18 protein-coding genes and 3 pseudogenes are annotated in these 23,247 nt (G+C 60.9%); 11 read left to right on the top strand and 10 right to left on the bottom strand.

What is annotated here, in order from left to right; genetic code table 11:
* Window positions 1-13: 13 nt before the first annotated feature.
* Window positions 14-694, bottom strand: a complete 681-nt coding sequence (locus tag VGO12_RS14670) for an FMN-dependent NADH-azoreductase (protein ID WP_327513483.1) — start codon at window positions 692-694, stop codon at window positions 14-16.
* Between the two features lie 149 nt (window positions 695-843).
* Between VGO12_RS14670 and VGO12_RS14665 the strand changes: the two genes are divergently transcribed.
* From VGO12_RS14665 to VGO12_RS14650, 4 genes are all read left to right on the top strand, one after another.
* Window positions 844-2,271 (top strand): PLP-dependent aminotransferase family protein, encoded by a 1,428-nt coding sequence (locus VGO12_RS14665; protein WP_327513482.1) that lies wholly within the window; start codon window positions 844-846, stop codon window positions 2,269-2,271.
* A gap of 96 nt (window positions 2,272-2,367) precedes the next feature.
* Window positions 2,368-2,826, top strand: coding sequence for a carboxymuconolactone decarboxylase family protein (locus VGO12_RS14660; protein WP_327513481.1), 459 nt, complete (start codon window positions 2,368-2,370; stop codon window positions 2,824-2,826).
* An 83-nt stretch (window positions 2,827-2,909) separates the two neighbouring features.
* Window positions 2,910-3,224, top strand: a complete 315-nt coding sequence (locus tag VGO12_RS14655) for a multidrug efflux SMR transporter (RefSeq protein ID WP_327513480.1) — start codon at window positions 2,910-2,912, stop codon at window positions 3,222-3,224.
* A gap of 176 nt (window positions 3,225-3,400) precedes the next feature.
* Window positions 3,401-5,197, top strand: a complete 1,797-nt coding sequence (locus tag VGO12_RS14650) for a caspase family protein (protein ID WP_327513479.1) — start codon at window positions 3,401-3,403, stop codon at window positions 5,195-5,197.
* 296 nt (window positions 5,198-5,493) lie between these two features.
* Here the strand turns inward: VGO12_RS14650 and VGO12_RS14645 are convergent, their stop codons facing one another.
* From VGO12_RS14645 to VGO12_RS14625, 5 genes are all read right to left on the bottom strand, one after another.
* Window positions 5,494-6,588 (bottom strand): pyridoxal phosphate-dependent aminotransferase family protein, encoded by a 1,095-nt coding sequence (locus VGO12_RS14645; protein WP_327513478.1) that lies wholly within the window; start codon window positions 6,586-6,588, stop codon window positions 5,494-5,496.
* A 7-nt stretch (window positions 6,589-6,595) separates the two neighbouring features.
* Entirely contained in the window at window positions 6,596-8,272 is a 1,677-nt protein-coding gene (locus tag VGO12_RS14640; RefSeq protein WP_327513477.1) for a serine hydrolase, read from the bottom strand.
* Window positions 8,273-8,306: 34 nt separating this feature from the next.
* Window positions 8,307-9,179, bottom strand: a complete 873-nt coding sequence (locus tag VGO12_RS14635; protein WP_327513476.1) for an ABC transporter permease — start codon at window positions 9,177-9,179, stop codon at window positions 8,307-8,309.
* The gene (locus VGO12_RS14630; protein ID WP_327513475.1) at window positions 9,176-10,213 is read right to left on the bottom strand and encodes an ABC transporter permease; all 1,038 of its coding nucleotides are present in this window, start codon (window positions 10,211-10,213) and stop codon (window positions 9,176-9,178) included. Before VGO12_RS14630 ends, VGO12_RS14635 begins: the two co-directional genes overlap by 4 nt.
* Window positions 10,214-10,291: 78 nt before the next feature.
* Entirely contained in the window at window positions 10,292-12,160 is a 1,869-nt protein-coding gene (locus VGO12_RS14625; protein WP_327513474.1) for an ABC transporter substrate-binding protein, read from the bottom strand.
* Between the two features lie 183 nt (window positions 12,161-12,343).
* Between VGO12_RS14625 and VGO12_RS14620 the strand changes: the two genes are divergently transcribed.
* From VGO12_RS14620 to VGO12_RS14605, 3 genes and pseudogenes are all read left to right on the top strand, one after another.
* Window positions 12,344-13,297, top strand: coding sequence for a LysR family transcriptional regulator (locus VGO12_RS14620; RefSeq protein WP_327513473.1), 954 nt, complete (start codon window positions 12,344-12,346; stop codon window positions 13,295-13,297).
* A gap of 267 nt (window positions 13,298-13,564) precedes the next feature.
* A pseudogene (locus VGO12_RS32225) lies at window positions 13,565-15,444 on the top strand (ABC transporter ATP-binding protein).
* A 41-nt stretch (window positions 15,445-15,485) separates the two neighbouring features.
* Window positions 15,486-16,712, top strand: coding sequence for an alanine racemase (locus VGO12_RS14605; RefSeq protein WP_327513470.1), 1,227 nt, complete (start codon window positions 15,486-15,488; stop codon window positions 16,710-16,712).
* Between the two features lie 220 nt (window positions 16,713-16,932).
* Here the strand turns inward: VGO12_RS14605 and VGO12_RS14600 are convergent, their stop codons facing one another.
* Window positions 16,933-17,517: a TetR/AcrR family transcriptional regulator gene (locus VGO12_RS14600; RefSeq protein WP_327513469.1), complete on the bottom strand. Its 585-nt coding sequence runs from the start codon at window positions 17,515-17,517 to the stop codon at window positions 16,933-16,935.
* A gap of 70 nt (window positions 17,518-17,587) precedes the next feature.
* Here VGO12_RS14600 and VGO12_RS14595 point away from each other — a divergent pair, with 70 nt between their 5' ends.
* From VGO12_RS14595 to VGO12_RS14585, 3 genes and pseudogenes are all read left to right on the top strand, one after another.
* The gene (locus VGO12_RS14595; RefSeq protein WP_327513468.1) at window positions 17,588-18,457 is read left to right on the top strand and encodes an NAD(P)-dependent oxidoreductase; all 870 of its coding nucleotides are present in this window, start codon (window positions 17,588-17,590) and stop codon (window positions 18,455-18,457) included.
* A gap of 253 nt (window positions 18,458-18,710) precedes the next feature.
* A complete protein-coding gene (locus tag VGO12_RS14590; protein ID WP_327513467.1) occupies window positions 18,711-19,514 on the top strand; it encodes an APH(3'') family aminoglycoside O-phosphotransferase in 804 nt (267 codons plus the stop codon).
* Window positions 19,515-19,543: 29 nt separating this feature from the next.
* Window positions 19,544-19,651: pseudogene (locus tag VGO12_RS14585) on the top strand (transcriptional regulator); the annotation flags it as partial.
* Window positions 19,652-19,703: 52 nt separating this feature from the next.
* Here VGO12_RS14585 and VGO12_RS14580 read toward each other — a convergent pair.
* Both VGO12_RS14580 and VGO12_RS14575 read right to left on the bottom strand, forming a co-directional pair.
* Window positions 19,704-19,844 (bottom strand): annotated as a pseudogene (locus VGO12_RS14580) (LysR family transcriptional regulator); the annotation flags it as partial.
* 124 nt (window positions 19,845-19,968) lie between these two features.
* Complete coding sequence (locus VGO12_RS14575; protein WP_327513466.1) at window positions 19,969-20,607, bottom strand: TetR/AcrR family transcriptional regulator; 639 nt, start codon at window positions 20,605-20,607, stop codon at window positions 19,969-19,971.
* A 248-nt stretch (window positions 20,608-20,855) separates the two neighbouring features.
* Here VGO12_RS14575 and VGO12_RS14570 point away from each other — a divergent pair, with 248 nt between their 5' ends.
* The gene (locus VGO12_RS14570; protein ID WP_327513465.1) at window positions 20,856-22,955 is read left to right on the top strand and encodes an FAD-dependent oxidoreductase; all 2,100 of its coding nucleotides are present in this window, start codon (window positions 20,856-20,858) and stop codon (window positions 22,953-22,955) included.
* Window positions 22,956-23,018: 63 nt separating this feature from the next.
* Here VGO12_RS14570 and VGO12_RS14565 read toward each other — a convergent pair.
* Window positions 23,019-23,247: electron transfer flavoprotein subunit alpha/FixB family protein (locus tag VGO12_RS14565; protein ID WP_327513464.1), on the bottom strand; the 229-nt coding region annotated here is incomplete at its 5' end.

Here is a 23,247-nt window from a genome sequence, read left to right as displayed (position 1 = left end):
GTAGTCCTCCTGGTTAAACTTCCCGGATAAGCTCGGTCACGGTGGCGTACGATGGCTGGTTCAGGCGCTTCTCCGAACTCTTTTCTAGGAGTGAAGCAAAGTGCTCCTTGATCTCAACTGACGCTTGCGTCCTCGTCGTCGCGACGCACTGCGGGCTGGCCCCTGTTCCCTGGACGGAGAAGTAGGTCAGATCGTGTAGGCCGATGGTGCCAAGGATCGTCGTCAGATAGGGAGTGAGGAAGTCGGGTTGGCGGGCCTGTTCCCCAGAGAACCGGCCTCCGGAGGCCACGGCCACGTATACAGGACGATTGCAGAGCATGCCGACCTTCCCTCCAGCGCCGATTGTGAAGGTTCTGCGAGCCCGAACGACATGATCGAGCCATGCCTTCAGCGAGGCGGGAACAGTAAGGTTGTGCATCGGCGTGCCAATGACGAGGTAATCCGCGCCTTCAAGCTCTCGGACCAGCACCTCCGACACCGCCATGGTTCCCTCCCGGGAGACGTCCTGGAGAGATGACTGAGAGAGCGCGTAATCGTTGTCGATATGCGGTAGAGAGCCATCGCCGATGACACGTTCGATCACGCTTGAGCCGGGCAAGCGTGCCTGCAAGGCCCTTATGATTTCCTGAGAGAGCCGATGGCTCTCGGCCGCCTTGCCTCGCGGGCTGCAGCTCACATGTAAAATCGTCTTCATCGCTCGTCCCTGAGTTGGCCACGCCAACGGTTTGACGCAGGTTGTGGCCGTGGCTTACAGCGGACGTGGCTCATTACACAGGTCCAAGAATGGCGTTAGTGTGTGGGCCATAGTAAAGTCGCGTAAACAACGTTGACGGGGATATGGAGATGGCCGGTATTCGGAAAAGCTATACCTCGCCGCCCGATCCGAACGCCGACAAACCTTATTATTGGCAAATATACGACCGGTTTCTCAATGCGTTCTCGGAGGGCGTCCTCAAGCCCGGGGATCGGATACCCGCTGCGCGCGCCCTGGCGAAGGAGCTGGGACTGGCAAGGGGCACGGTGGAATCGGCCTACTCATTGTTGGCGGCTGAGGGATATATTCTGTCTCGGGGCCAGGCAGGGACCATCGTTTCCCCGGATATCAAGCCACAACGGACCAGGCCACCTTCAGCTCGAAGCTTTGACCCGCTTCTCGCTCCAATAACCTATCGACCTGACACCGTTCTGCCTTTTCAAATGGGGCTTCCAGCCTTGGATGCCTTTCCCCGAAAGATATGGGCGAGATTGGGCGCACGCCTAGCTCGCGCTATGCAGCCAGAAGACATGGTCCATCCAGATGTGCGTGGCCTTTCCACCCTGCGCACCCAACTTGCCGCGTACCTGCAGGTTTCGCGTGGGATCGATTGCTCTCCCGAGCAGGTCTTCGTCACCAGCGGGTACAGGCATTCGATCGAGCTTGTGTCCCACTCTCTTTTGAACGCCGGGGACAGCGTATGGCTTGAGAGCCCTGGTTATCCTCCCACCAGAAGAATCCTCGAGCACATGAAAATCACTCCGGTTCCGGTCGCCGTCGATGGGGACGGGATCATAGTTCAAGATGGTATCAACGCTGCTCCACGGGCGCGTGCGGCAGTCGTCACCCCCGCACACCAGAGCCCGCTCTCGATGTCGCTTTCGCTGCCACGGCGCTTGGCACTGCTGAACTGGGCATCGGAAACCAAGGCTTGGATTGTCGAGGACGACTATGACGGCGAGTACCGTTATGTCAGTCGTCCGCTTCCTGCTTTAAAGAGCCTCGATACGGATGGGCGCGTCGTATACACAGGAACTTTCAGCAAGGTTCTGTTCCCGGCGATTAGGCTCTCCTACCTCGTGGTGCCGGAAGCCCAGGTCGAAACATTCGAACGCGTCGCAGGAGACCTTTCCGGCGGAAGCCCCTGGTTCACTCAAGCCATTGTTTCGGGCTTCATGAAGGAGGGCCATTTCGCGCGACACATTCAGCGCATGCGGCGGCTGTATTCGGAGCGCCGGGAGGCGACTGTAGCCGGGCTAGAGCGTGCACTCGGCGACAAAGCGGTGCGGATCGATCCGCAACCCGGAGGCATGCACGTGATCCTGCGTGTACCGGATGTACCCGACCACGAGCTCGTTTCACGAATGCGGGTTGATGGACTCTATGCGGAAGCGCTGTCGGACTGGACGTTCGAGGGAAATCGGATGTCAGCCGTTCTTGTCAACTTTACCAATGTGACGTCGCAGTCGATGGCGGAAGCACTTGGCATCCGGATCGCCAAGCTCTTGGATGCCTGACTTATGGTCTAGGTCGGAACACCATTCTTGGACCTTCTAGTCTGGGCCAACAAGCGCGACCTTTCGTTTCACCAAGAAATGGAAGGACCGTTCGTTATGAGCAATCGTATCAAGTATGCAGAGGTTTCACCGGAGGGTTATAAAGCGTTCGGCGGTGTCTACATGACACTGCAGAAGGGCAGTTTGCCGAAGGGTCTTGTCGATCTCGTGAATCTCCGTGTGTCTCAAATCAATGGCTGCGCCTTTTGCATCGATATGCACACGCGCGACCTGATCAAGGAAGGCGTCGAAGTCGAGAAGCTCGTGCTGGTGGCGGTATGGCGAGAAACAGGAACGCTTTTCACAAACCGTGAGCGGGCAGCCCTCGCCTGGGCGGAGACCGTTACTCGCATTTGCGAAACAGGTGTTCCTGATGCTGAATATGCGGCCGCGGCCAGCGCATTCACCGACAAAGAACTTGCCGATCTCACCTACGCGATCGGCTTGATGAATGCCTTCAATCGACTTGGCGTGTCGTTCCGCTCCATGCCCTTGGCTGCGACCAAAGTCGCTTAACACACGACCCTGCGGGCGTTGAGAAGGCCTCCCCTTTCGTCAGCGCCCGTGCCGCCATGTGGCCCGTTCCAAAGGACATCAATATGGCATGGAGCATGCTCGTGCTCGCAGGCGCTCTCGAGATCGTCTTCGCGGTCGCCATGAAATCTTCCGATGGCTTCACTCGAACCCTGCCAGCACTTGTGACCATCGCGAGCGGCATTTCCAGCGTAGTGCTGTTGTCGCTCTCTCTGCGTTCACTGCCGGTGGGGACAGGCTACGCAGTTTGGACAGGCATTGGAGCTGCAGGGACTGCGATCGTTGGAATGATTGCTTTCGGTGATCCGGTCGGGTTGGCAAGATTGCTCTGCATCGGCCTCATCCTTTCAGGGGTCATCGGACTGAAGGTTGTGAGTTGAACCTTTGACCACCGGCACGTCCGCCATGCAGGTGCTTGCCCAAACAACATCAATTGCTAATATGCAGTGTCGAGTAGCGGCCAATTGAAGCGAATACCCATTCCGCCGGTCGCGGGGAATATTCAAGCGATATCAAACGTTCAATTCTGTGACGGTCTCAGCGAGAGGCGAGTAAGATGCGAATGTGGTTTCCATGGCTATCCTTGCTCGCGGTAACTCTGATCGCGTCCACTGATGCATTTGCAGCCGAAAGCGGTCGACGCCTGGCGCTGGTCATTGGAAACTCGACATACGAAGCCGCCGGTTCGCTTCCAAACGCGTCTCGCGACGCGCGAGCGTTCGGAGCGTTCCTTTCCACCCAAGGATTTGATGCCGACATCGTGATAGACGCCAACCGCAACCAGTTGGCCGAAGCGGTTTCGCGCTTTTCGCGCAGGATTGCTGCCAATGACGTAGCGCTTTTTTACTATGCCGGCCACGGCATGCAGCTTCGTGGTGAAAACTACCTGGTCGCTACCAACGCCAGGCTTGCCAACGAGTTCGACGTTCATGCCGAGACGCTCGCGCTTGCCGATGTGGTGCGCACGATCGAGACGAAGGCAAAGATTGCGCTCATCTTTCTGGACGCCTGCCGCAACAATCCGCTCGCCAACCGGCTCAACGAAGAAATCGAAGGTGCAACCCGAAGCCTTGCGACGCGTGGACTGGCGCCGATTGAGACGGAAAGTGCCGGCACAATGGTCGCCTTCGCAGCCGCACCTGGGCAAGTCGCATCTGACGGACGCGGCGAGAATTCGCCATTCACTGAGGCGCTCGTCAGCCACTTAGCGAGCCCGGGTCTCGAGATCGGCACAGCGTTCAAGCGGGTCATTCGGGACGTGAGGGAGGCGACGGAGGGCAAGCAATCGCCGCAGATCTTGTCATCACTGTCCCTTGAATTCTATTTCGGGCCTCCCTTGCAACAATCAGAGCAGGCACTCCTTGCGGCCCCGGTGACAGATCCGAAAACTATAGCGGCCGAGGCAGATTTTCAGAAGGCGCTGCGGATCAACACCCCTCGCATCTGGACGTTCTTTCTCGCAAAGTATCGCAGCGGGGAAAAGGCCGATGTCGCTCGCCAGATGTTGTCGGTGATGCAGGCCGACACGACCACGTCCTCATTGTCCTTGATGGAGCAAGTCGAGAACGAACTCGTCTTCGACAAGGCGAAGAGAAGCGAGATCCAGGTCGCTCTTGCCGCCAAAGGCTTCGGTACAGGAAACGCAGATGGTGTCTTCGGCGCGCAAACCCGCAAGGCGATAGCCGACTACCAGAAGTCCGCCAGCATTGCGGACACAGGCTACTTTAACGAAACGACGGCAAAGGCGCTCGGGATCAAGGTGATCAAAGGGGCCACGGACGGCCTGTACTCCTCGCCCATGGCGCGGCGATACCTTCCAAATGATTTTGTTGGCCTCGAAACTGATCAGCGCGTCTGGAAGGCCATTAACTGCGATCCGTGGCAGGAGAGGGTCTACGGCTCGTTCAGGGGCCATATGTACCTGGTGATGCAGGCGCAATGGGTGACGTGGAATTCGGCAGATACGGCCGCCAAGCGCTGCGGCGGACATCTCGCCACCATCGGTTCGAAGGAGGAGAACGATTTTGTCGTCTCGCTTTTCAGCAAGGACGACCGCTTCTTTTTCTCCAATTTCAACGATGGATACTCGCACAAGCACGGGCCTTGGATCGGCCTGTTCCAAGACGAAAGCGGCCGCGAGCCAAAGGGCGGCTGGCGATGGGTTACCGGTGAAACGCTGAGTTTTACACTGTGGAAGTCTTACACACCGAACGAAGACAAACCAGCTGATGACTATGGCATGTATTTCGCTGACGCGGAGGGCAGGCACGACATGAAGGCGCTGCGGGTTGAGACCTGGACCGACATGGCATCGTCCGATGCCGCCCATAGCTTTGTCATCGAATTCGAATGAACGACGACGCCTCCCATAATCACTCGGTTCGTTACGGCAGCACGGGTGATGAGCGCGACGCCCCGCCTTGAGACGAGGCGCGCCTGACTGGCGATCGGCGATTTGCATGTCGCTTAACGGAACATCCGTGTTCGCCGCCACATTCCAATTCAATATGGGCAAAACTTCATGCAAAAAACTTACAGCCCCTGATATTTCAATAGGTTATCCTTAGTTCCTCGAGCTCAGGCGTGTTTACGGTCGGTAGCGCGGCGTTCTCGCCGACGCCAACGTCGGTGGCATCACCACACGCAGGTCTAGAGAAGTTCGCCCATCGACTGCAGGAGCCGATCGATCTGATCGGTCGTGTGCTCGGAAAACACCGCAAGCCGCATGGTCGCGACATCTGACGCGTCGGAATAACCACCAGGCTGCTGCACCCTGACGATGATGTCGCGCTCGGCGAGACGATCGCGCAGCTGCTCGAGGTCGGTGACGCCCTTGATGGTGACGATCGGCACCGGCGTGTTGGCAACGTCGAACCCCAGCCTTCGCAATCCGTTGCGCAAATGCTTGACGTTTTGAACGAGATTGGCGCGCTTTTCCGGTGTCGCCTGCAGAACGCGCAACGATGCGGCGGCAGCGGCTGCAAGACCCGGTGGCGCCGGCGAGGCACCACGCATGATCATGGCATTGCCCGCGATCTTGGCGGCCAGTTCCGAACTACCGGGAACGATGCCGCCCAGCGCGCCAAACGCCTTGCTCATCGTGCCCGCGAGATAGTTGCCCTCGCCTTCGAGCCCCGCGTGCTGCAGCGATCCGCGGCCGGTCTCACCAAGGACGCCGACGCCGTGGGAATCGTCGATGCAGAGCAGCGCCCCATCGTAGCGGGCCATGGCCTGCCTGTAGTCCCCAAGCGGCGCCAACCGCCCGGACGACGGAAAGACCCCGTCGGTCAGCACCGCCGGCCGCTCGCCCGCCTTCACATGCAGCGACAGTTGCGCAGCAAGATCCTCCGGATCGGCATGCCGAAATTCATGAACACGCTTGCCGAGCGTCGGGATCGCATCACGGGTGCTGTAATGCGTAGCAGAATCCATGAGGATGACATCGAATTCGTCGCGCAGCCCCTGCAGCAACACCATGGGGCTCGTGTAGCCGGAGATCATGTAGACGACCTCCTCCGCACCGAACCAGTCGCGCAACCGCTCCTGCAAATCGGCATAGACCTGCATATGGGCGAGTGTCCCGGGCCCCATGCCGTAACGCCTCGTCGCTTCGCAGGCCGCCTCGATCACCTCGGAATGGCCGTGCAGGCAGAAGTAGGACGTGCCGCAATAATAGTCGACCTCGCGCCCGCCGATGAACATGCGGGCGCCAAGAGGCGACTCCATCTTGATTGGAGCGGTCATGATTGGGTCACGCCGCTTCGGCCTGAGATGGGCTGCGTCGCTCCAGGAACATCGGCCCGACGCGGATGCCGCGCTTGCCGTTGTCGTCGACCGCGTCGAGTTCGAGGATCTCGTCTTCGTAAAGCCGTCCATGCATGCGGAAGCGCCCCTCTCCGACCGGCTCGCATGTGTGCGTGCAGAAGTATTCGATCAGGCACTTCAGGCCGCCATGGCTGTAGGTCAGGTAGGTGATGTTGAAGTCCGGCCCGTATTCGCCGAGATGCGGCGCGACGGCGTCGGGCACGGTCTCGTCCTCAGGCGTCTCTATGCGTGTCCAGCTTGTATCGCGCCAAACGAGCTTGCCGTCTGCCGGGAAGGAGAGGGTCATATGGGCATAGTCCGCGCCGCGGCCGTAGATGCGACCGTCGATGACGAAATCGTTGCCGGCCACCGGACGGATCCGGTGCGGAACGCCCTCGCCCATCAAGTAGACCTTGCCGTCCGTGGATTTGACCTCGACGATCTCCTGCGTGGCGTCGTCGCGGTAATAGCCCGGCAAGGCCTTGAACTGCTCCTCGGCGATCTCCGGCGGACGCTGTGTCCGCTCCGGCATCGTGCCCATCCTGCGCTCGGCAAGAACGATGCGCACGCCGTCGACACCGAGCCGCGAGGCGATCTGATTGGCGAAATCAAGGGTCGCAAAGATCAGCACGCCGACGCCAGCGGCAGGCAAAAGCATCATCTGCGAAGCATAACCATAGACGGCGCCGCCATGGCCGACCGACGTCCAACCGTCGACATCGCCGGAGCCGAAGCACAGGCCATAGCCGTTCAGTGTCCTGTCGTGGCCGGCCGGACGTTTGCCGAATGGTGTCCACATCTCGCGCAGCGACGCCGGCGAGATGATCGAATTGCCCTCAGCGTCGAAGCCGCCGCGCAGCAGGCACTGGGCGTAGCGTGCCATATCGCCCGTGGTGGAAAAGATGTTGCCGGCCGGCGAGCCGCCCAGGCTGAACACCGGCGCCGGCGTATCGCCGTCGAGCGTCCACATGTCGGCAGGCGCGAGCCGCTCGCGAATGCCGGGCGCCATCCCGCAGGAGGAACTGTCCATGCCGAGCGGTTTCAGGATATTGGCGGCGACATAGTCCGAATAGCTCTGGCCGGTCACGGTCTCGATCACCCGCCCGACGACGGCGATGCCGGCGTTGGAGTAGTGCATCACGCCGAGGCTCGGATCCTGCTTCAAGGTCGAGCTTGCCAGTTCGTTGACGGTGTCTTCGAGCGGCGGCCGGGTGGCGTCGAGATAATGGCCACTCTTCGGCTCGCGCACGATGCCAGCCGTATGCGTCATCAGCTTGCGCAGGCTGATGACCGAACCGTACGGCCCGCCTTGAGCGCCAGCAAACGGGTTGTCCGGCTTGAAACCGGGCAGATAGGTCGAGACGTCGACGTCGATGTCGACAAGGCCCTTCTCGACCAGTTGCATGATCGCCAGCGAAGTGAAGGTCTTGGTGATGGAGCCTATGCGGAAGCACGTGTCCTTGCCCATGTCGAAATGTCGGTCATGGCGCTGAATATGGCCTTCGGCAAGCACACCGTCGCGGTCGACGAGGGCGTAGGAGATCGACGGGATCGCCTTATCCTCGACCTCGTACCGGATCAGATCCTCGAACAGCTCGATGGAAGCAGCAGACAGAGAGGACATGGAAAATGCTCCTTGGTCGTAAAGGGATTGGATCTCAATGGGCGTGGCGTGGGTCGAGCATGTCGCGCAGCGCATCACCCACCAGGTTCCACGACAGCACGAAAAGGAAGACGGCCGCGCCGGGGAAGGCCAGCGTGTACCAGAACTGGAATGGGTTGCCGGGCTGGCCGACGATCCAGTTGCGCGAATAGGCGATGAACTGGCCCCAGTCGGCATAGCCTTCTTCGGTACCGACGCCGAGGAAGCTGAGCGCCGAGGCGGACAGCACCATGGAACCGGTCGCCATCGTCGCGAGGACCAGCACCGGGAACATGGCATTGGGCAGAATGTGCAGCACGATCAGCCTGAGATCGCTCGCGCCATAGCTCCTGGCTGCGTGGATGTAGTCCATCTCGCGGATCCTCAGAATCTCGCTTCGAACGATACGGGCGTAACTCATCCAGCCGAATGTCGTCAGCGCGATGGTGATGGGCACGATGCCTTTGCCGAGCAACGCCGTCAGCACCATGGCGGCGATCAGGAAGGGCACGGCCATGAATACGTCGACGATGCGCATGAGCACTTCCTCGACGACGCCGCCGTAGTAGGCCGCGACAGCGCCGACGACCGTGCCGATCAGCACAGAGATCGCCACGACCCCGAGCCCGATCTTGAATGCCGTGCGCGTACCCCAGACGACGCCATAGAAGATGTCGTACTGGCCCTGTGTCGTGCCAAACACGGCCTCCGGCGACGGCGGTTGCGGCGTCGCCAAGAAACCCGCGCGCGGCGTGTCGTACGGCGAGAGCTGGAAGCTCTGTGGCGGTGCCAAGACGGGGGCGAAGACGGCGATCAGCACGAAAGCGAGCAGGATCGCGACGCCGAACAGCGACACCGGATTTCGCGCGAGGTAACGAAGATACTTCATTGCGTCTTCACCCTCGGGTCAAGCAACGGATAGATGAGATCGACGACCAGGTTCATCAGTACCAGGACGACCGCGAAATAGAGGCCGAAGCCGAGGACCGCGGGAAAGTCGAGATTGGCAGCGGTCTTGGCGGCGAACTGGCCGAGGCCGGCATAGTCGAAGATGGTCTCGGTTATGACTACGCCGCCCATCATCACGGCGAGCTCCATGCCGGCGATGGTCGCCAGCGGCAGAAGCGCGTTTCGCCTGGCGTGATGCAATTCGACGACGCGGCGCGGCAGGCCCTTGGCACGGGCAGTGCGCACGTAATCCTGGCGCAGCGTTTCCAGCATCGAGGTGCGCATCACCCGCGTCATGCTGGCGACGTTGACATAGGTCAGCGTGATGACGGGTGCTGCGAGGTGGCGCAGCGCATCGCCGAAGATCGCCAGGTTGCCGTTGAGCAGCGCGTCGATCGTGTTGGCGCCGGTGTAGCGCACGAAGTCTCCGGAACTGACCACGGTCTGGGCCCATTGGCTCAGCCGCCCGGGCGGGAACCAATCAAGCGCCGAATAGAAGATCAAGAGCATCAGCAGGCCGAAGACATAGACGGGGAAAGACCATCCCAGAATGGTGAAGATGCGGATGACGTGGTCCGGCCAGCGGTTCAGGTAGATACCGGCGCGCGAGCCGAGGTAGACGGCGAGCAGCAGACATGGCACGAAGGCCAACACGACCAGCTCCAGCGTCGCCGGAAACAGGGACATCAGCGCCGTCGACACCGGCTGGCGCGCGGTCTCCGACCAGCCGAGATTGCCGGTCAGAACGCCGCCAATCCAGCGACCATATTGCAGATAGAAAGGATCATTGAGCCCATACTGCTCGATCATCCGGCGAATGCTTTCCTGGCCACCCTTGAGATAATCGGGCGACGGCGCATAGGCCGCCAGTCTCTGCGTCGGCGAAAGCGACATCTGCAGCGCGAAGATCATCAACGACAGTGCGAAGAGGACGATCGGCAGCATCATCAGTCGTCTGAGTGCGTAATTCAGCACGGTTCACATGTTCCGATTTCAGGGAAAATGAAACAAGGGCATGCCGGGCAAGATTGGCGCCCGGCATGCCCTGGCCAATCAGTCGTTGGCCTTGGTGACCGGGTAGAAGTCCCAGGCGCCGTACAGGATCATGTTGTCGACATAGCCATCGATGTTGCTGCGGGTGACGACGTAGCCGAAGTCCTCCCAGAGAAACTGGGTGGTGGCGTATTCGTAGGACATTTCCTGCAGCTTGGCGTAGATCGGCTCGCGCACGGCGGGATCGACCGAAGCCCATGCCTCATCGAGCAGCGGCTTGAACTTCTCGGCCATCAGATCGCGGTAACCCTGGCCGACCATGCCGCCGACGAGGCCGGTGGGCGAGAGGTAGTAGCTGGCTGCACCGAGCGGACCGCCCGGGTCGGAATAGTCTGGCCCCCAGCCCATCACCGTCAAGGGTGCGGCGGGCTTCTCGCGGTTGTTGAGCTTGTCCGAGACCGATGCCCAGGGCAGCGCCTGGATCTGCATCTTGAACTTCGGATTGATGCGCGACAGGCCCTGCTGGAGCGCCGAGAGTGCGGCCGTCAGCTGTGGATAGCCCTCGGTCACATAGGCGGTGAAAGCGAAGCCGGTGTCCCAGAGCTTGCCGCCGAACGCCTTCTTGAAGTGTTCCTCGGCCTTGGCGGGATCGTAGCTGTAAACAGGCGAGTCCGGGCGATAACCCATGATGCCACGCACCGTCGGGCCGCGCGATTGCACGGTCTTGTTTAAAAGCACCTGAGTGAGCAGCGCATCGTAGTTCTGCGCATAGTTGAAACCCTTGCGCACGTCGATGTCGGCGAAGAAATCCGGCGGAATGCCGGCACCGTCCAGCTTGCCGCTGCCGATGGCCGGATTGTCGTTATCGTCGAGCGGCCAGGCGAAGAAGATGCCGCGCGAGAACACCTTCTGCAGGCCGTCGATGACCTTTACGCCTTCGGTCTTGCTGAGCTCGTCGATGAACTCGACGGGGGCGGTGACGAAATCGGCATCACCGGACAGAAGCTGCAGGCGCCGCGTCGTCCATTCCGGCACGGTGCGCATGACCACGCGCTCAAGCTTGGCGGGGCCCATGAAGTAATTGTCGAAGCGCTTCAGGGTGATGCGCCGGTCGGTCCGATCCCATTCCTCGAGCATGAACGGCCCGGCGCCATTTTCTTCCGCAAACAGCGGATTGGCGCCGAGTTCCGGACGGTAATGGGCCTTCCAGGTGTCGCCCGACCCATCCCAACCGCCGACCGATGCAACCCATTCCTTGTCGACAACCGAAGTGCCGAAGGGCAACGCGATCACGCCGAGCGTCGCCGGAAACGACTTGGGCAACTTGAGCGTGACGTTGTCGCCATCGACGACGATCTGCGACGCCAGTTGATCATAGACCGTGCGCAGGATCTCGGGGGTGGCGTCGTTGATGGATTTGACCTTGCCTTCGGTCTCAACCCACTTGGCGATGTCGGTGTATTTGCCTGCGGTGATCACCTCGGTGATGGCGTTCGACATCCACGACTGCCCCTGAAGGATGGCGCGCAGCAGCGAATAACGCACGTCCTCCGGCGTGATCTGGCCGTATCCCGGCTCGATCGTCGCCTTCTGGGCGTCGGTCAGCTTGTCGTAGTACTCCCAGGTGACTTTACCGTCAGCGCCTTTGATCCCGACCTTGTGGGCAAATACACCCTTGCGGATCGGGAAGGTGTAGCTGACGGAGCCGTCCGTGCCCTGCTTGATGAGGCCGTTCTCGAGCGACGGCACCTCGGTCGAGAGCGAAGGCACGAACTCTGAAATCTTCGAACCGTTGAAGTTCAAAAGACGGCTGTAGATGTTGAGCGAGCCATAGGAACTCGGCGTGTTGGCGATATAGGCAGGGTCGAACGACTGGATGTCGTCGGTCCACATGAAGACGAAAGTGCCGGGGTTTTTGGTCTCGGCCATAGCGGGCGCAGCCGCGATGCCGAGCCCCAAGCAGAGAGCTAGGGCTAAGGTGCGTTTCATCGTTGTTCCCATTTGGTGGAGGCGGAAGTTTTCTTCTCGTTAAAGGGGAGGCTAGAAGAGCCCTTGCAGGTCTGTCCAATGTGTAATTAGGATAGACTATGCAAATCACGCATGAGGGCCGGCATGGAACTGCAATGGCTTGAAGATTTTCTGGAAATTGCCGCGACAAGGAATTTCTCGACGGCGGCGACGGCACGCAACATTTCTCAGCCGGCCTTCAGCCGCCGGATCAAGTCGCTGGAGAACTGGATCGGCGCTGATCTGATCGACCGCAGCACCTATCCCGTGCAATTGACACGGGCGGGAACGATGTTCCTGCCCGGTTGCCAGCGCCTTGTGCGCGAGGCCTACAGGCTGCGCACCGATTGCCGCAATGTCGCGGGCGAAAGCTCGGCCATGCTGACCTTTACCTCGCTGCACACGCTGGCGATGTATTTTTTCCCGAGATGGATCGGATCGCCGCTGATCTCGCGGATCCCGCTTCGCACCAGTATGCACGCCGCCGACTTCCTTGAAAGCATCGACCACCTGTGTTCGGGTCAGTGCGATTTCGCCATCACCTATGTGCATCCAGACGGGCCGCCGGTGCTGGAAGGCGGCCCGTTCGAATCCTTGCAGATTGGCAAGGACCGGCTCATTCTGGTGTCGGGAACCGACGAGAATGGCCGGCCCTTGTTCGACATCGACGTGTCCGAAACGACGGAAATCCCCTACCTCGCCTACTCCTGGAGTGACGGCTATATCGGCAAGCTCGCGACCTTGATCCAGTCGCGATGGCGCCGTCCGCTCAATCTCAGCACCGTCTATCAGTCGGGCCTGGCCGACGGCCTGAAGCACATGGCCGTTGCCGGGCGCGGCGTAGCGTGGCTCCCGCAGATCTGCGTGGCGGAAGCCATGCGGCAGGGCCGCCTTGTCCAGATCGGCGGGCCGCAGATGTCGCTCGAAATGGAAATCCGGATCTTCAGGCGCGCCGGTCCCGGTAGTCCTGACAGCGATGGGTTGTGGCAGCATCTGAAACAGTGCGCGGCGCTGCCGCAGTACAAAACCGGGTTCGATGCCGGCATCGACGCCGCCTGAGGCATCGCGATTACCGAAATACTCCGATCGAGGCCATATGCGAAGACAGGCGGAACGATGCAGAAAGCGCATAGTTTCGATTGCCGCATTCGTGATACATTGATTTCACTCGGTTTTGTTGCGCGGACCGAAGCCGATCGCGTGCCGCCCGGGCACTGACCGACTGCCGCGGAGGGCGTTCTCCGCCACCCGAGCATATTGACAGGATGCAACCCCGTTGCGAGACCTGACAGGGCAACGTCCCCTCGAAATCGGGTCCATGTGCTGATGTTCCTGTCTAGATCCGCGCCCCCTGAACTGGCCGAGGATGTCATCCTGTCCGTGGAAGACCTTGAGGTTTCCTTCGCGGCCGGTACCCGCTCCCAGCTGCGTGCCGTGCGGGGCGTCTCCTTCAGCATCTCGCGCGGCGAGACCGTCGCGCTGGTCGGCGAGTCCGGATCCGGCAAGTCGGTGACGGCCATGACGATCATGCGGCTGACGGAATATGACGGCGCGGCGATCACCGGCGGACGGGTGCTGATGCGCTTGAAGGACAGCAAGGTCGCCGATCTCGCGACATTGTCGGAAAAGCGGGTCGAAGCCCTTCGCGGCGCGGACATCTCGATCGTGTTCCAGGACCCGATGTCCAGCCTGAACCCGGTCTTTACCGTCGGCGACCAGATTGCCGAAGCGGTGATCCATCACCAGAACAAAACACCGCAGGAAGCGCGCCAGATCGCGCTCAACACCCTGAAGCTGGTGCGTGTGCCCGATGCGGAACGCAGGCTCGACCAATATCCTCACCAGCTCTCCGGCGGCATGCGCCAGCGCGTCATGATCGCCATTGCGCTCGCCTGCCGCCCGTCGCTGATGATCCTCGACGAGCCTACGACCGCGCTCGACGTGACCATTCAGGCGCAGATCCTCGATCTGGTTCGCGCCCTGCAGCGCGAAATCGGCATGTCGGTGCTGTTCATTACCCACGACATGGGCGTCGTTGCGGAAGTCGCCGACCGGGTCTGCGTGATGCTCAAGGGTGAAATCGTCGAGACGGGTTCGGTCTACGACATCTTCGCCAAGCCGAAGCATGCCTATACACGCGCCCTGATTTCCGCTGTGCCGCGCCTCGGCAGCATGGCCGACAAGGATGCGCCGGAGAAATTTCCGCTGCTGGTGTTCGAACCGGAGCGGCAGCCCGCGGAGGCGACAGAATGAATGCGCCGGCTCATATGACGGAGGCCCCTCGCCCACTGGTCGAGGTGCGAAACCTGGTGACCCGCTTCGATCTCAAGGCCGGGCTCTTCGGCCACGTCTCCGGCCGGGTGCACGCGGTGGAGAACGTTTCCTTTGACATTTTTCCTGGTGAGACCCTGGCACTGGTCGGTGAATCCGGCTGCGGCAAGTCGACGGTCGCACGCTCGCTCATGCAGCTCGATCGACCGCGCTCTGGCTCCATCCGCTTTGATGGAACCGAGCTGATCGGCGCGCCGCGCCCAGTCCTCGCGCGATTTCGGCGCGAAGCGCAGATGGTCTTCCAGGATCCGTTTTCTTCGCTCAACCCGCGCATGACGATCGAGCAATCGCTGATGGATCCGATGCAGGTTCACAAGCTGGGTTCGACCGGGGACATGCGCGCTCACGCCGCCGAACTTCTGGCAAAGGTCGAGCTTTCGCCTGAGCATCTCGAGCGCTATCCGCATGCATTTTCCGGCGGGCAGCGCCAGCGCATCTGCATCGCCCGGGCGCTTGCGCTCAAGCCGCGTCTCATCGTCGCCGACGAAGCGGTCGCTTCGCTCGACGTGACGATCCAGGCGCAGGTGATCAACCTGCTCATGGACCTGCAGCGCGAGATGCAGATCGCCCTTCTGTTCATCAGCCACGATATGGCGGTGGTCGAGCGCATCGCTCACCGAGTTGCGGTCATGTACCTCGGCGAAATCGTCGAGATCGGCGATCGCCGTTCCGTGTTCGGCAATCCGCAGCACCCATATACCCGCAAGCTGCTATCGACGGTGCCGATTGCCGACCCGACGCGCCGTCCGGAAGGGCGCCAGCCGATGTCCGACGAAATACCGAGTGCGGTGCGTGCGCCGGACTTCGTTCCTCGTGAACTGCCTATGCGGCAGATCTCATCGACCCACTACGTGCGGCAAGCCGCAACCGGCTGACAACGGCCGCAACACTCCGTTCCAGATCAGAGTATCCCGACATGAGCACTTTCGAAGTGACACAACCGGCTGCGAGCGCTGCCAGCATTGCATCGACAGATATCCGCGACAGCACAATCGAGGCAAAGGCCGCAGGGTTCCTGCGTCCAGCGGCCGCCGAGCGACCGACACCCTATATCGAGGTCGACGAGAAACGGCTCACCCGCAACATCAAGACCATGCAGCAGCGCGCCGATGCAGCCGGCGTGGCAATGTTTCCGCATGTGAAGACGCACAAGAGCCTCCACATCGCCCGGCAGCAGCTGGCCGCAGGCGCGCGCGGCATCACCGCCTCCAAGCCCAGCGAAGCGCTGGTCTTTGCCGAAGCCGGGATCCCATCGATCATTCTGGCCTATCCCATCGTGCGCGCCGCGTCGCTCGATCGTCTTCTGCCTATGGTCAAGGCGCGGGCCGTGGAATTGCGCACGATTGCGGCGAGCGAAACAGGTGTGGATGCTCTGTCGGAAGCCGCCAGCCGGCACGGCGTCGAGATCGGCGTGTTCCTCAAGGTCGACGTCGGCCTCGGCCGCGTCGGCCTCAAACCCGATGACCCGGCAGCACCTGAACTGTGCGCTCGGATCGCCGGCGCCTCTGGCCTGCGATTTGCCGGACTGCTTTCGCACGCCGGACATGCATACGCGGCTCCGGAGCCCCATGCCCTGGCCAAGATCGCCCACGACGAGGCGGAGGCCCTCGCCGGCCTCGCCGACCGACTTCGACAACGGGGAGTCGCCGTCGATTGCATTTCCGTCGGCGCAACGCCGACTTGCCTCGGTGCACCGCTGCCCCAGGGAGTCGACTACATCCGTCCCGGAAACTACGTCTTTCTGGACGGCACCGCCCTTCGACTTGGCATCTGCAGAGCCGACGACCTCGCGCTTTCAGTCGTCGCCCGCGTCGTTGCGTCCAACGACGCGCACTTCATCATCGACGCTGGTTCGAAGTCCATGAGCTCAGATCGCGGCGCGCATGGCATGGGTGGCGCAGGGTTCGGCACAGTCGTCAGCGCTGAAGGCGATGGCGAAACCGGCATGTGGACGCTCGAGCGTCTGTCCGAGGAACACGGGTTCGTCCCCCATTCCGGGCGCGCCCTGCCGCTCGGCAGTCGCGTGCGGGTATTCCCCAACCACTCCTGCGCCTCGATCGCCAACTTCGACAATTTCGTCCTGGCGCGCGCGGATGGCACCGCAGCCAGCCTGCCGGTCGACGCCCGTAGCGGTCAGACCTGAAGAGCGCATCGGCCTTTTCGGCCACCTGGGCGGCGATTGATCGCCGCCCATCAACGAGTTGAACATCTCTGACGGGGCCAGGAAGTTCGGGCGTTGACGGCGGGGACGCGAAGGCTATTGAGGTCGTAATGGCCTCGATCGGTCAAAATGCTTCATCCGAACCTTCGGTGATTGAAAGCTTGCGTGACAGAACCGGCCCGCCAGCGAGCCGACAGGAACGTCACCGAGCTTTATGGGGCCCATCAGCCACAGCCTTTACGATGAGTGACGTTAATACAGACGTAGCGATCTGCTGGGATATCCCCCCGGCTTGTGCCTCGGAGGCAAGGGCCTCCGCTGCGCCTAGAAGACCGACGCATACAGGACGCAAGCGCTCATCTTCTAGGTCGGAGAACGGCCACAGCGCGTCACACATCAGCTCGACGTATACGTTGCGCATGAGGCGTTGCTGAGCCGCCATCTCCTCTGTGCCTTTGAGTGCGGCGGAGATTGCGAGAGCTTCTGGACCAAACTGAGCAAGGCACTTGAAGTACGCATTGCTGATGATGTCGGCTACGGCGGTGAGTTCGGTTGGCGCTTCGCGAAGAGCAGAGCGGAGCCAGTGGACATAGTTGTCCTCCAGTCGTTTGAACAGCGCCACCAGGAGGCCGGCCCGGGTAGAAAAGTGTTCGTAAGCAATTGGGCGGCTGACCCCTGCTTTTGCAGCCAAGGTCCCGAGCGTCAGTTCATCGGCACCCTGATTGCGAACGATTTCCATCGCGACATCGAGCATCTGTTCGCGGCGCATATCTCTCTTGAGCTTCACATTTCCCTCTTGCCCTGAAACTTACAATCTGTAAGTTACAATATGTAATAACTTAGTCAAGGGTGACGTGATGAGTGACGTAGCCGTGATCGGACTAGGGCGCATGGGCAATGCGCTCGCCAAGGCACTTTTGACTTCCCGCAAGAGCGTCACCATTTGGAATCGAAGCCAAGGCAAAGCGGGCGCTCTGGAGCGCATCGGTGCCTTGAAGGCGGACACGCCAGCCGCTGCTGTTGCCAGCAGCAGCACGCTCGTCGTTTGCCTGTCAGACTACGCTGCAACATCGATCGTCCTTGATGAAGCACACTCAACTGGTTTTCTTGAAGGAAAGACCCTCGTCCAACTCACGTCGGGCACACCGAAGCAAGCGCGTCATCTCGAGAAATGGGTGGAGTCCCGTGGAGGAAGCTATCTTGACGGGGCGATTTCGGCCTGGCCCGATCAGATCGGCGGACCCGAAGCATCGATTGTTATTGCCGGACGGGAAAGTGTCTTAACCCCGATCGCGCCTATCTTGCAGCTGCTGGCTCCAAATCTTTCTCACGTCGGAACCGACATCGGCCGCGCAAAGATTCTCTTCAATGCGGCGCTCTCCTATTTTGCCGCACACTGGATTGGCTTCAGCCATGGTGCGGCAATGTACGCGGCAGAAGGAATGGACGTCGCTGAGTTTGGCGAAGCTATCGCTGCCCTGTCACCAATGTTCGCTGATGATGTGCGCCATATGGGTCGAGCCATTGAAGCGAACAGGTTCGCTGATCCTCAAAGCACCATCAGGTCGGTTGGTGTGGACATATCCCGGCTCGTCCAGATAGCGCATGATTTGAATATCAGTTCCGCGTTTCCTGATTTTGCTGCTGATCTCTTTCGCAACGCCGCGGAGGCAGGGTACGGCGCGGAGGAGCATTGCGCTATCTTCAAGGTCATTCGCACGCGATGAGTAACATTATGTCGCTCCAATGCTGAGCTGGAGCCCATCCTAAGCGCACACCGTTTCAACACCGGACCGAATGGTTGCGCCAAACACCTGGCCGCAAGGCTTTAGCAAAGCGTCGAACATACGGCGTCGAGCCTCAAGCGGCAGGTTTCGCAGGTGTATTTCGATGAGAGATTCAGCAGGCGCGAGATTTGCGCCTGACGATCCCTTCGAGGGAGAATTTCACTGATTCACAGCCATATCAAAGGAGCCTCAGTTGGATCTGGCGTTTGTCTTTCTAGAAAAATTACACTCGAGCTGGGTGCCGGTCAGAAGCGGAGAATCCGGCAATATCGTTTTTCAGCGTGCCGATGCGCAGGCATTCGCAAAGATCGCTCCTGCAGCTCACCACACCGAACTTGCCGAGGAGCGCGACCGACTGATTTGGCTACAAGGCCGAGGCGTGGCTTGTCCCGAAGTCATCAGTTGGCGGGAAGAACAGGAAGGCGCATGCCTGGTGATGACGGCAATCCCCGGAGTGCCGGCCGCAGATCTTTCAGGAGCCCACTTGCTCAAGGCATGGCCGTCGATGGTGGCGCAACTTAACGCTGTTCACAGCCTGTCGCTGGAGGAATGCCCGTTTGAGCGTAGGTTGTCAGGAATGTTCGCGCGCGCTGTCGATGTGGTTTCCCGCAATGCCGTTAATCCTGACTTCTTACCAGACGAGGACAAGCATACGCCGCAGCCCGATCTTTTGGCTCGGATCGAACGCGAGCTAACGGTACGTCTCGAACAAGAAAGCACCGAATTGACGGTTTGCCATGGTGACCCCTGCATGCCGAATTTTATGGTAAGCGCCGAGACACTCCAATGCACGGGTCTGATTGACCTTGGCCGACTTGGAAAAGCGGACCGTTATGCAGATTTGGCGCTGATGATCGCCAACGCCGACGGGAGCTGGACTTGCCCCGATGAAGCAGAGCGCGCTTTCGATATCCTGTTCACAAGTTTGGGGATCGACGCTCCTGATCGTGAACGCCTTGCCTTCTATCTTCGCTTGGATCCCCTTACTTGGGGGTGATGCTTAGGAAAGCGGCGTAGTGTCCGCACAGCAAATCGACCGTGCAAAAGCGGGAAACCGACGCGAAGCGGCCGAGCGGTCCCGCATTCAAGCTGCTCTCGATTATCCGCAAACACAGTCTAGAGATGCTGTCTTAGGAGGACGTAGCCACGGAAGGCGTCAGCCGGTCGCAATTAGGCGCCTCGCGCCTCACCTGTCCGGCCGCGCCGGCGACCGGGCAATGTCGATGATGTCGTCACGCGACGCCGCTGGATCCCTTCCTCGCTCCAGGCAACGCCGAGCCCGATTTTCAGATCGGCCCCTCACCGGCCGAAGCTCGAAACCACGATCTGATACATCATGATATCCTAATGCACGCAGCGGCAACAAACATAGAACAATGCTTGCGAAGACTTTTTTTGACGTGGCAGCTGGCGAAAACTAGCGAATGGACCTGCCGAGACTTTCGAAGCCGCTAGGCATAGGCGCCGCGTCGCAGTCCCTCCACCCAGTTGCGGCAAAGCTGCGCGCCTTCATCAGGCTTGAACGAAGCGGGGTTGAGGCACCAGGCGAGCCAGAGGCCGTCGAGGAGGGCCGTGAAGGCGACGGCGGTCAGGCGGATGTCGGCGATCGCAAAGCCCTCGTCAGCGGCAAGATCGGCAAGCAGGCCCTCGACTGCAGCGACATAGCCGGAATATTCATTCTGCTGGGAAGAGCTCATCCGCTGCGAATGGAGGACAAGGCCCCAGAACACGACCCAGACGCCCAGCACATCCCGGTCAAACAGCATGGGCGAGAAGGACACGTTGATGAAGGCGTCCAGTCGTTTTTGCGGTGTGGGCTCCGCGTCTTCCACGGCCTTCAGCAGAGACTGCAAAAGACCCTCTGCCATGATGTCGAAGGCGTATGCGACGAGCTCGTTGATCTCGCCGAAATGGTGGGTGATCAACCCCTGCGTCACGCCCGCTTCGGCCGCGATCTGGCGGACCGAGACACCCGCATTGCCGTGTTTGACGATGCAGCGGAGCGCCGCTTCGCCGAGTTGCCGGCGGCGGTCTTCCGGCGTTTCCCGACGGAAACGCGCCCTGCCCTTCGCTGCGACTTTCCTTGCCAATGTGCCTCTGCCTGTTGCCCGCCCAGCAGTGCGCGATTTCGCCGCCTGTTGGCAAGCGTCAATTGCATCCGCCGAGAATCTTCAGCAAGATTTTATCGGCCGTATGCCCCAATATCATGTTGTTAAACAGAGATATTTTTCAATATTATACGATCTTATAATTTCTCTTGCGAAACGGCGAACTCCAGGCCTATCCTGTTGCCAATGACCCACCAGACCGTGGCGGGCGAGGAACGAGGGCTGAAGGCATGACGCGGGATTCTCGCTACGATGTGCTGTTCGAACCTGTGCGGATCGGTCCGGTCACGGCGCCGAACCGCTTCTACCAGGTGCCGCATGCAAGCGGCATGACCAATGCGCTGCCACGGGTGCGCGCCGCCTTCCGCGAGACAAAGGCCGAAGGTGGATGGGGCGTCGTCTGCACGGGCGCCTGCTCCATCGACCCAAGCTCGGACGACACCCCGCTGCCCTTCGCGACGCTCTGGGACCTGAACGACATTCGCGCCCACGCGATGATGACCGAGGCGGTCCACCGTCACGGATCGCTCGCCGGCGTGGAACTCTGGCACGGTGGTGCCGCGGTGATGAACCGGGCAAGCCGTCTGCCGCCGCTGTCGCCCTCTGGCATTCCGTGGATGGCGACGCATGTCGGTTTCATGGGCAATCTGCGCCCGCGCATCATGGACAGATCCGATATCCGCGACGTCTTGCGCTGGCAGGCGGAAGGCGCGCGCAAGGCGCGCAGCGCCGGCTTCGATATCGTCTATGTCTATGCCGGCATGGGCTATCTCGGTTACGAGTTCCTCTTGCCCGAGTACAATCACCGCACCGACGAATATGGCGGCTCGATCGAGAACCGCATCCGTTTCGTCAGGGAAATGCTGGATGTGACCCGCGATGCGGTCGGCGGCGATTGCGCCGTGGCGCTCCGCGTCAGCCTGGAGGAGTTGCGCGCGCGGCCGGGCACCCATCAGCAGTCCGAAGCGCATGAACTGATCGCGCTGTTGTCCGACAATGCCGACCTCTTTGACGTGAAGATGGATTCAAGTCCGACGGACTGTTCCGCCTCGCGCTTCACCGGCGAAGGCAGCCATGAACCGGTGATCGATTTCGTGAAGCGCATGACGGACAAGCCCGTCGTCGGCGTCGGCCGCTTCACCTCGCCCGACACAATGGTCTCGCAGATCCGTCGCGGCGTGCTCGACTTGATCGGCGGCGCCCGCCCCTCGATCGCCGACCCCTTCCTGCCCAACAAGATCAAGGAGGGCCGCGTCGACGAAATCCGCGAGTGCATCGGCTGCAACATCTGCATTTCGAGCTGGCACGACGGCGTGCCCGTGCGCTGTACGCAGAACCCAACGGCGGGCGAGGAATGGCGTCGCGGCTGGCATCCGGAACGAGTGGAGCCGGCACAGAAGCGCGAGAAGATCCTGATTGTCGGCGGTGGGCCCTCCGGGCTCGAATATGCGTTGACGGCGGCGCGCCAAGGGCACGACGTGACCATCGCCGATGCTGGCACGGGTTGGGGTGGGCGGCTGACCTTCGAAAAGACCCTGCCCGGCCTTGCCGCCTGGAACCGCGTCGTCGACTATCGCCTCGGCCGCCTGGCCGACCTTGCTCATGTATCGATGTATCTGGAGAGCCCGCTCGGCATCGACGACATCATCGAGATTGCGCCCGACCACCTGGTGCTTGCGACGGGTGCCGAATGGACCCGCATGCTCTATTCGCCACTGGAAATCCCGGTCGGCCAGTTGGATCATCCTGAGATCTATACGCCTGATGACATCGCCGCCGGGCGGTTGCCGCAGGGACCGGTGCTGGTCTTCGATTTCGACAACTACTATTACGGCGGCGCGCTGGCGGAGCATCTGGCGGCCAGGGGCTTGAGCGTTTCCTATGTGACGCCCGCCGGCCAGGCATCCGCCTGGACGATCATGACCAACGAGTTGCCGCTGGTGCATCGCGCACTTCTGCGCCGCCGAATCCCGGTCACGACCTTGCATCTGCTCATCGGTTTCGACGGTGAAACGGCCACGCTCGCCCAGGTCTTCACCGGGGAAGAAATCAGCGTGCACTGTCGCGCCATCCTGATCGTCGGCCTGCGCCGCCCCCGCAGCGCGCTGCGTGAGGTTCTGGACGTCCGTCAGGCGGATCTGAAGGCAGCAGGCATTGCCAGCGTGACGACCATCGGCGACGCGCTCGCCCCCGGCGCCATCGCCCATGCGGTGCACAGCGGTCACAAGGCCGCGCGCGAACTCGGCCGCGACGGCCGCGAGCTCTATCGCCGCGACACGGCGATTACAGACTGCGAGCCCGGCTTCGAACGGGCTTACGCTGCGGAATGAGGCAATGGCCGGCGGGGAGCCGGCCATTGTATTGCTTTCGGACTGGGACTGACGATGCGATCGTCAGACGCTTGCAACCCTCTCGAACTCCGGCAGGGCGTCGAAGAGATCGGCAACCAGGCCGTAGTCGGCGACCTGGAAGATCGGCGCCTCTTCGTCCTTGTTGATCGCGACGATAACCTTCGAGTCCTTCATGCCGGCGAGATGCTGGATCGCACCGGAGATGCCGCAGGCAATGTAGAGATCGGGTGCGACCACCTTGCCGGTCTGGCCGACCTGCCAGTCGTTCGGG

It is taken from the genome of Ensifer sp., assembly GCF_035999135.1.
Lineage (GTDB): Bacteria > Pseudomonadota > Alphaproteobacteria > Rhizobiales > Rhizobiaceae > Ensifer.
The sequence above is the reverse complement of the archived record's forward strand: the minus strand, read 5'-3'. Positions and strand labels throughout refer to the sequence as shown.

Excerpts from the sequence above, each read along its gene's own strand:
- VGO12_RS14650 (WP_327513479.1), top strand. The coding sequence starts at position 3,401 with ATGCGAATGTGGTTTCCATGGCTATCCTTGCTCGCGGTAACTCTGATC.
- VGO12_RS14660 (WP_327513481.1), top strand. The coding sequence starts at position 2,368 with ATGAGCAATCGTATCAAGTATGCAGAGGTTTCACCGGAGGGTTATAAA.
- VGO12_RS14625 (WP_327513474.1), bottom strand. The coding sequence starts at position 12,160 with ATGGCCGAGACCAAAAACCCCGGCACTTTCGTCTTCATGTGGACCGAC.
- VGO12_RS14605 (WP_327513470.1), top strand. The coding sequence starts at position 15,486 with ATGAGCACTTTCGAAGTGACACAACCGGCTGCGAGCGCTGCCAGCATT.
- VGO12_RS14655 (WP_327513480.1), top strand. The coding sequence starts at position 2,910 with ATGGCATGGAGCATGCTCGTGCTCGCAGGCGCTCTCGAGATCGTCTTC.
- VGO12_RS14620 (WP_327513473.1), top strand. The coding sequence starts at position 12,344 with ATGGAACTGCAATGGCTTGAAGATTTTCTGGAAATTGCCGCGACAAGG.
- VGO12_RS14665 (WP_327513482.1), top strand. The coding sequence starts at position 844 with ATGGCCGGTATTCGGAAAAGCTATACCTCGCCGCCCGATCCGAACGCC.
- VGO12_RS14670 (WP_327513483.1), bottom strand. The coding sequence starts at position 694 with ATGAAGACGATTTTACATGTGAGCTGCAGCCCGCGAGGCAAGGCGGCC.
- VGO12_RS14640 (WP_327513477.1), bottom strand. The coding sequence starts at position 8,272 with ATGTCCTCTCTGTCTGCTGCTTCCATCGAGCTGTTCGAGGATCTGATC.
- VGO12_RS14645 (WP_327513478.1), bottom strand. The coding sequence starts at position 6,588 with ATGACCGCTCCAATCAAGATGGAGTCGCCTCTTGGCGCCCGCATGTTC.
- VGO12_RS14635 (WP_327513476.1), bottom strand. The coding sequence starts at position 9,179 with ATGAAGTATCTTCGTTACCTCGCGCGAAATCCGGTGTCGCTGTTCGGC.
- VGO12_RS14570 (WP_327513465.1), top strand. The coding sequence starts at position 20,856 with ATGACGCGGGATTCTCGCTACGATGTGCTGTTCGAACCTGTGCGGATC.
- VGO12_RS14595 (WP_327513468.1), top strand. The coding sequence starts at position 17,588 with ATGAGTGACGTAGCCGTGATCGGACTAGGGCGCATGGGCAATGCGCTC.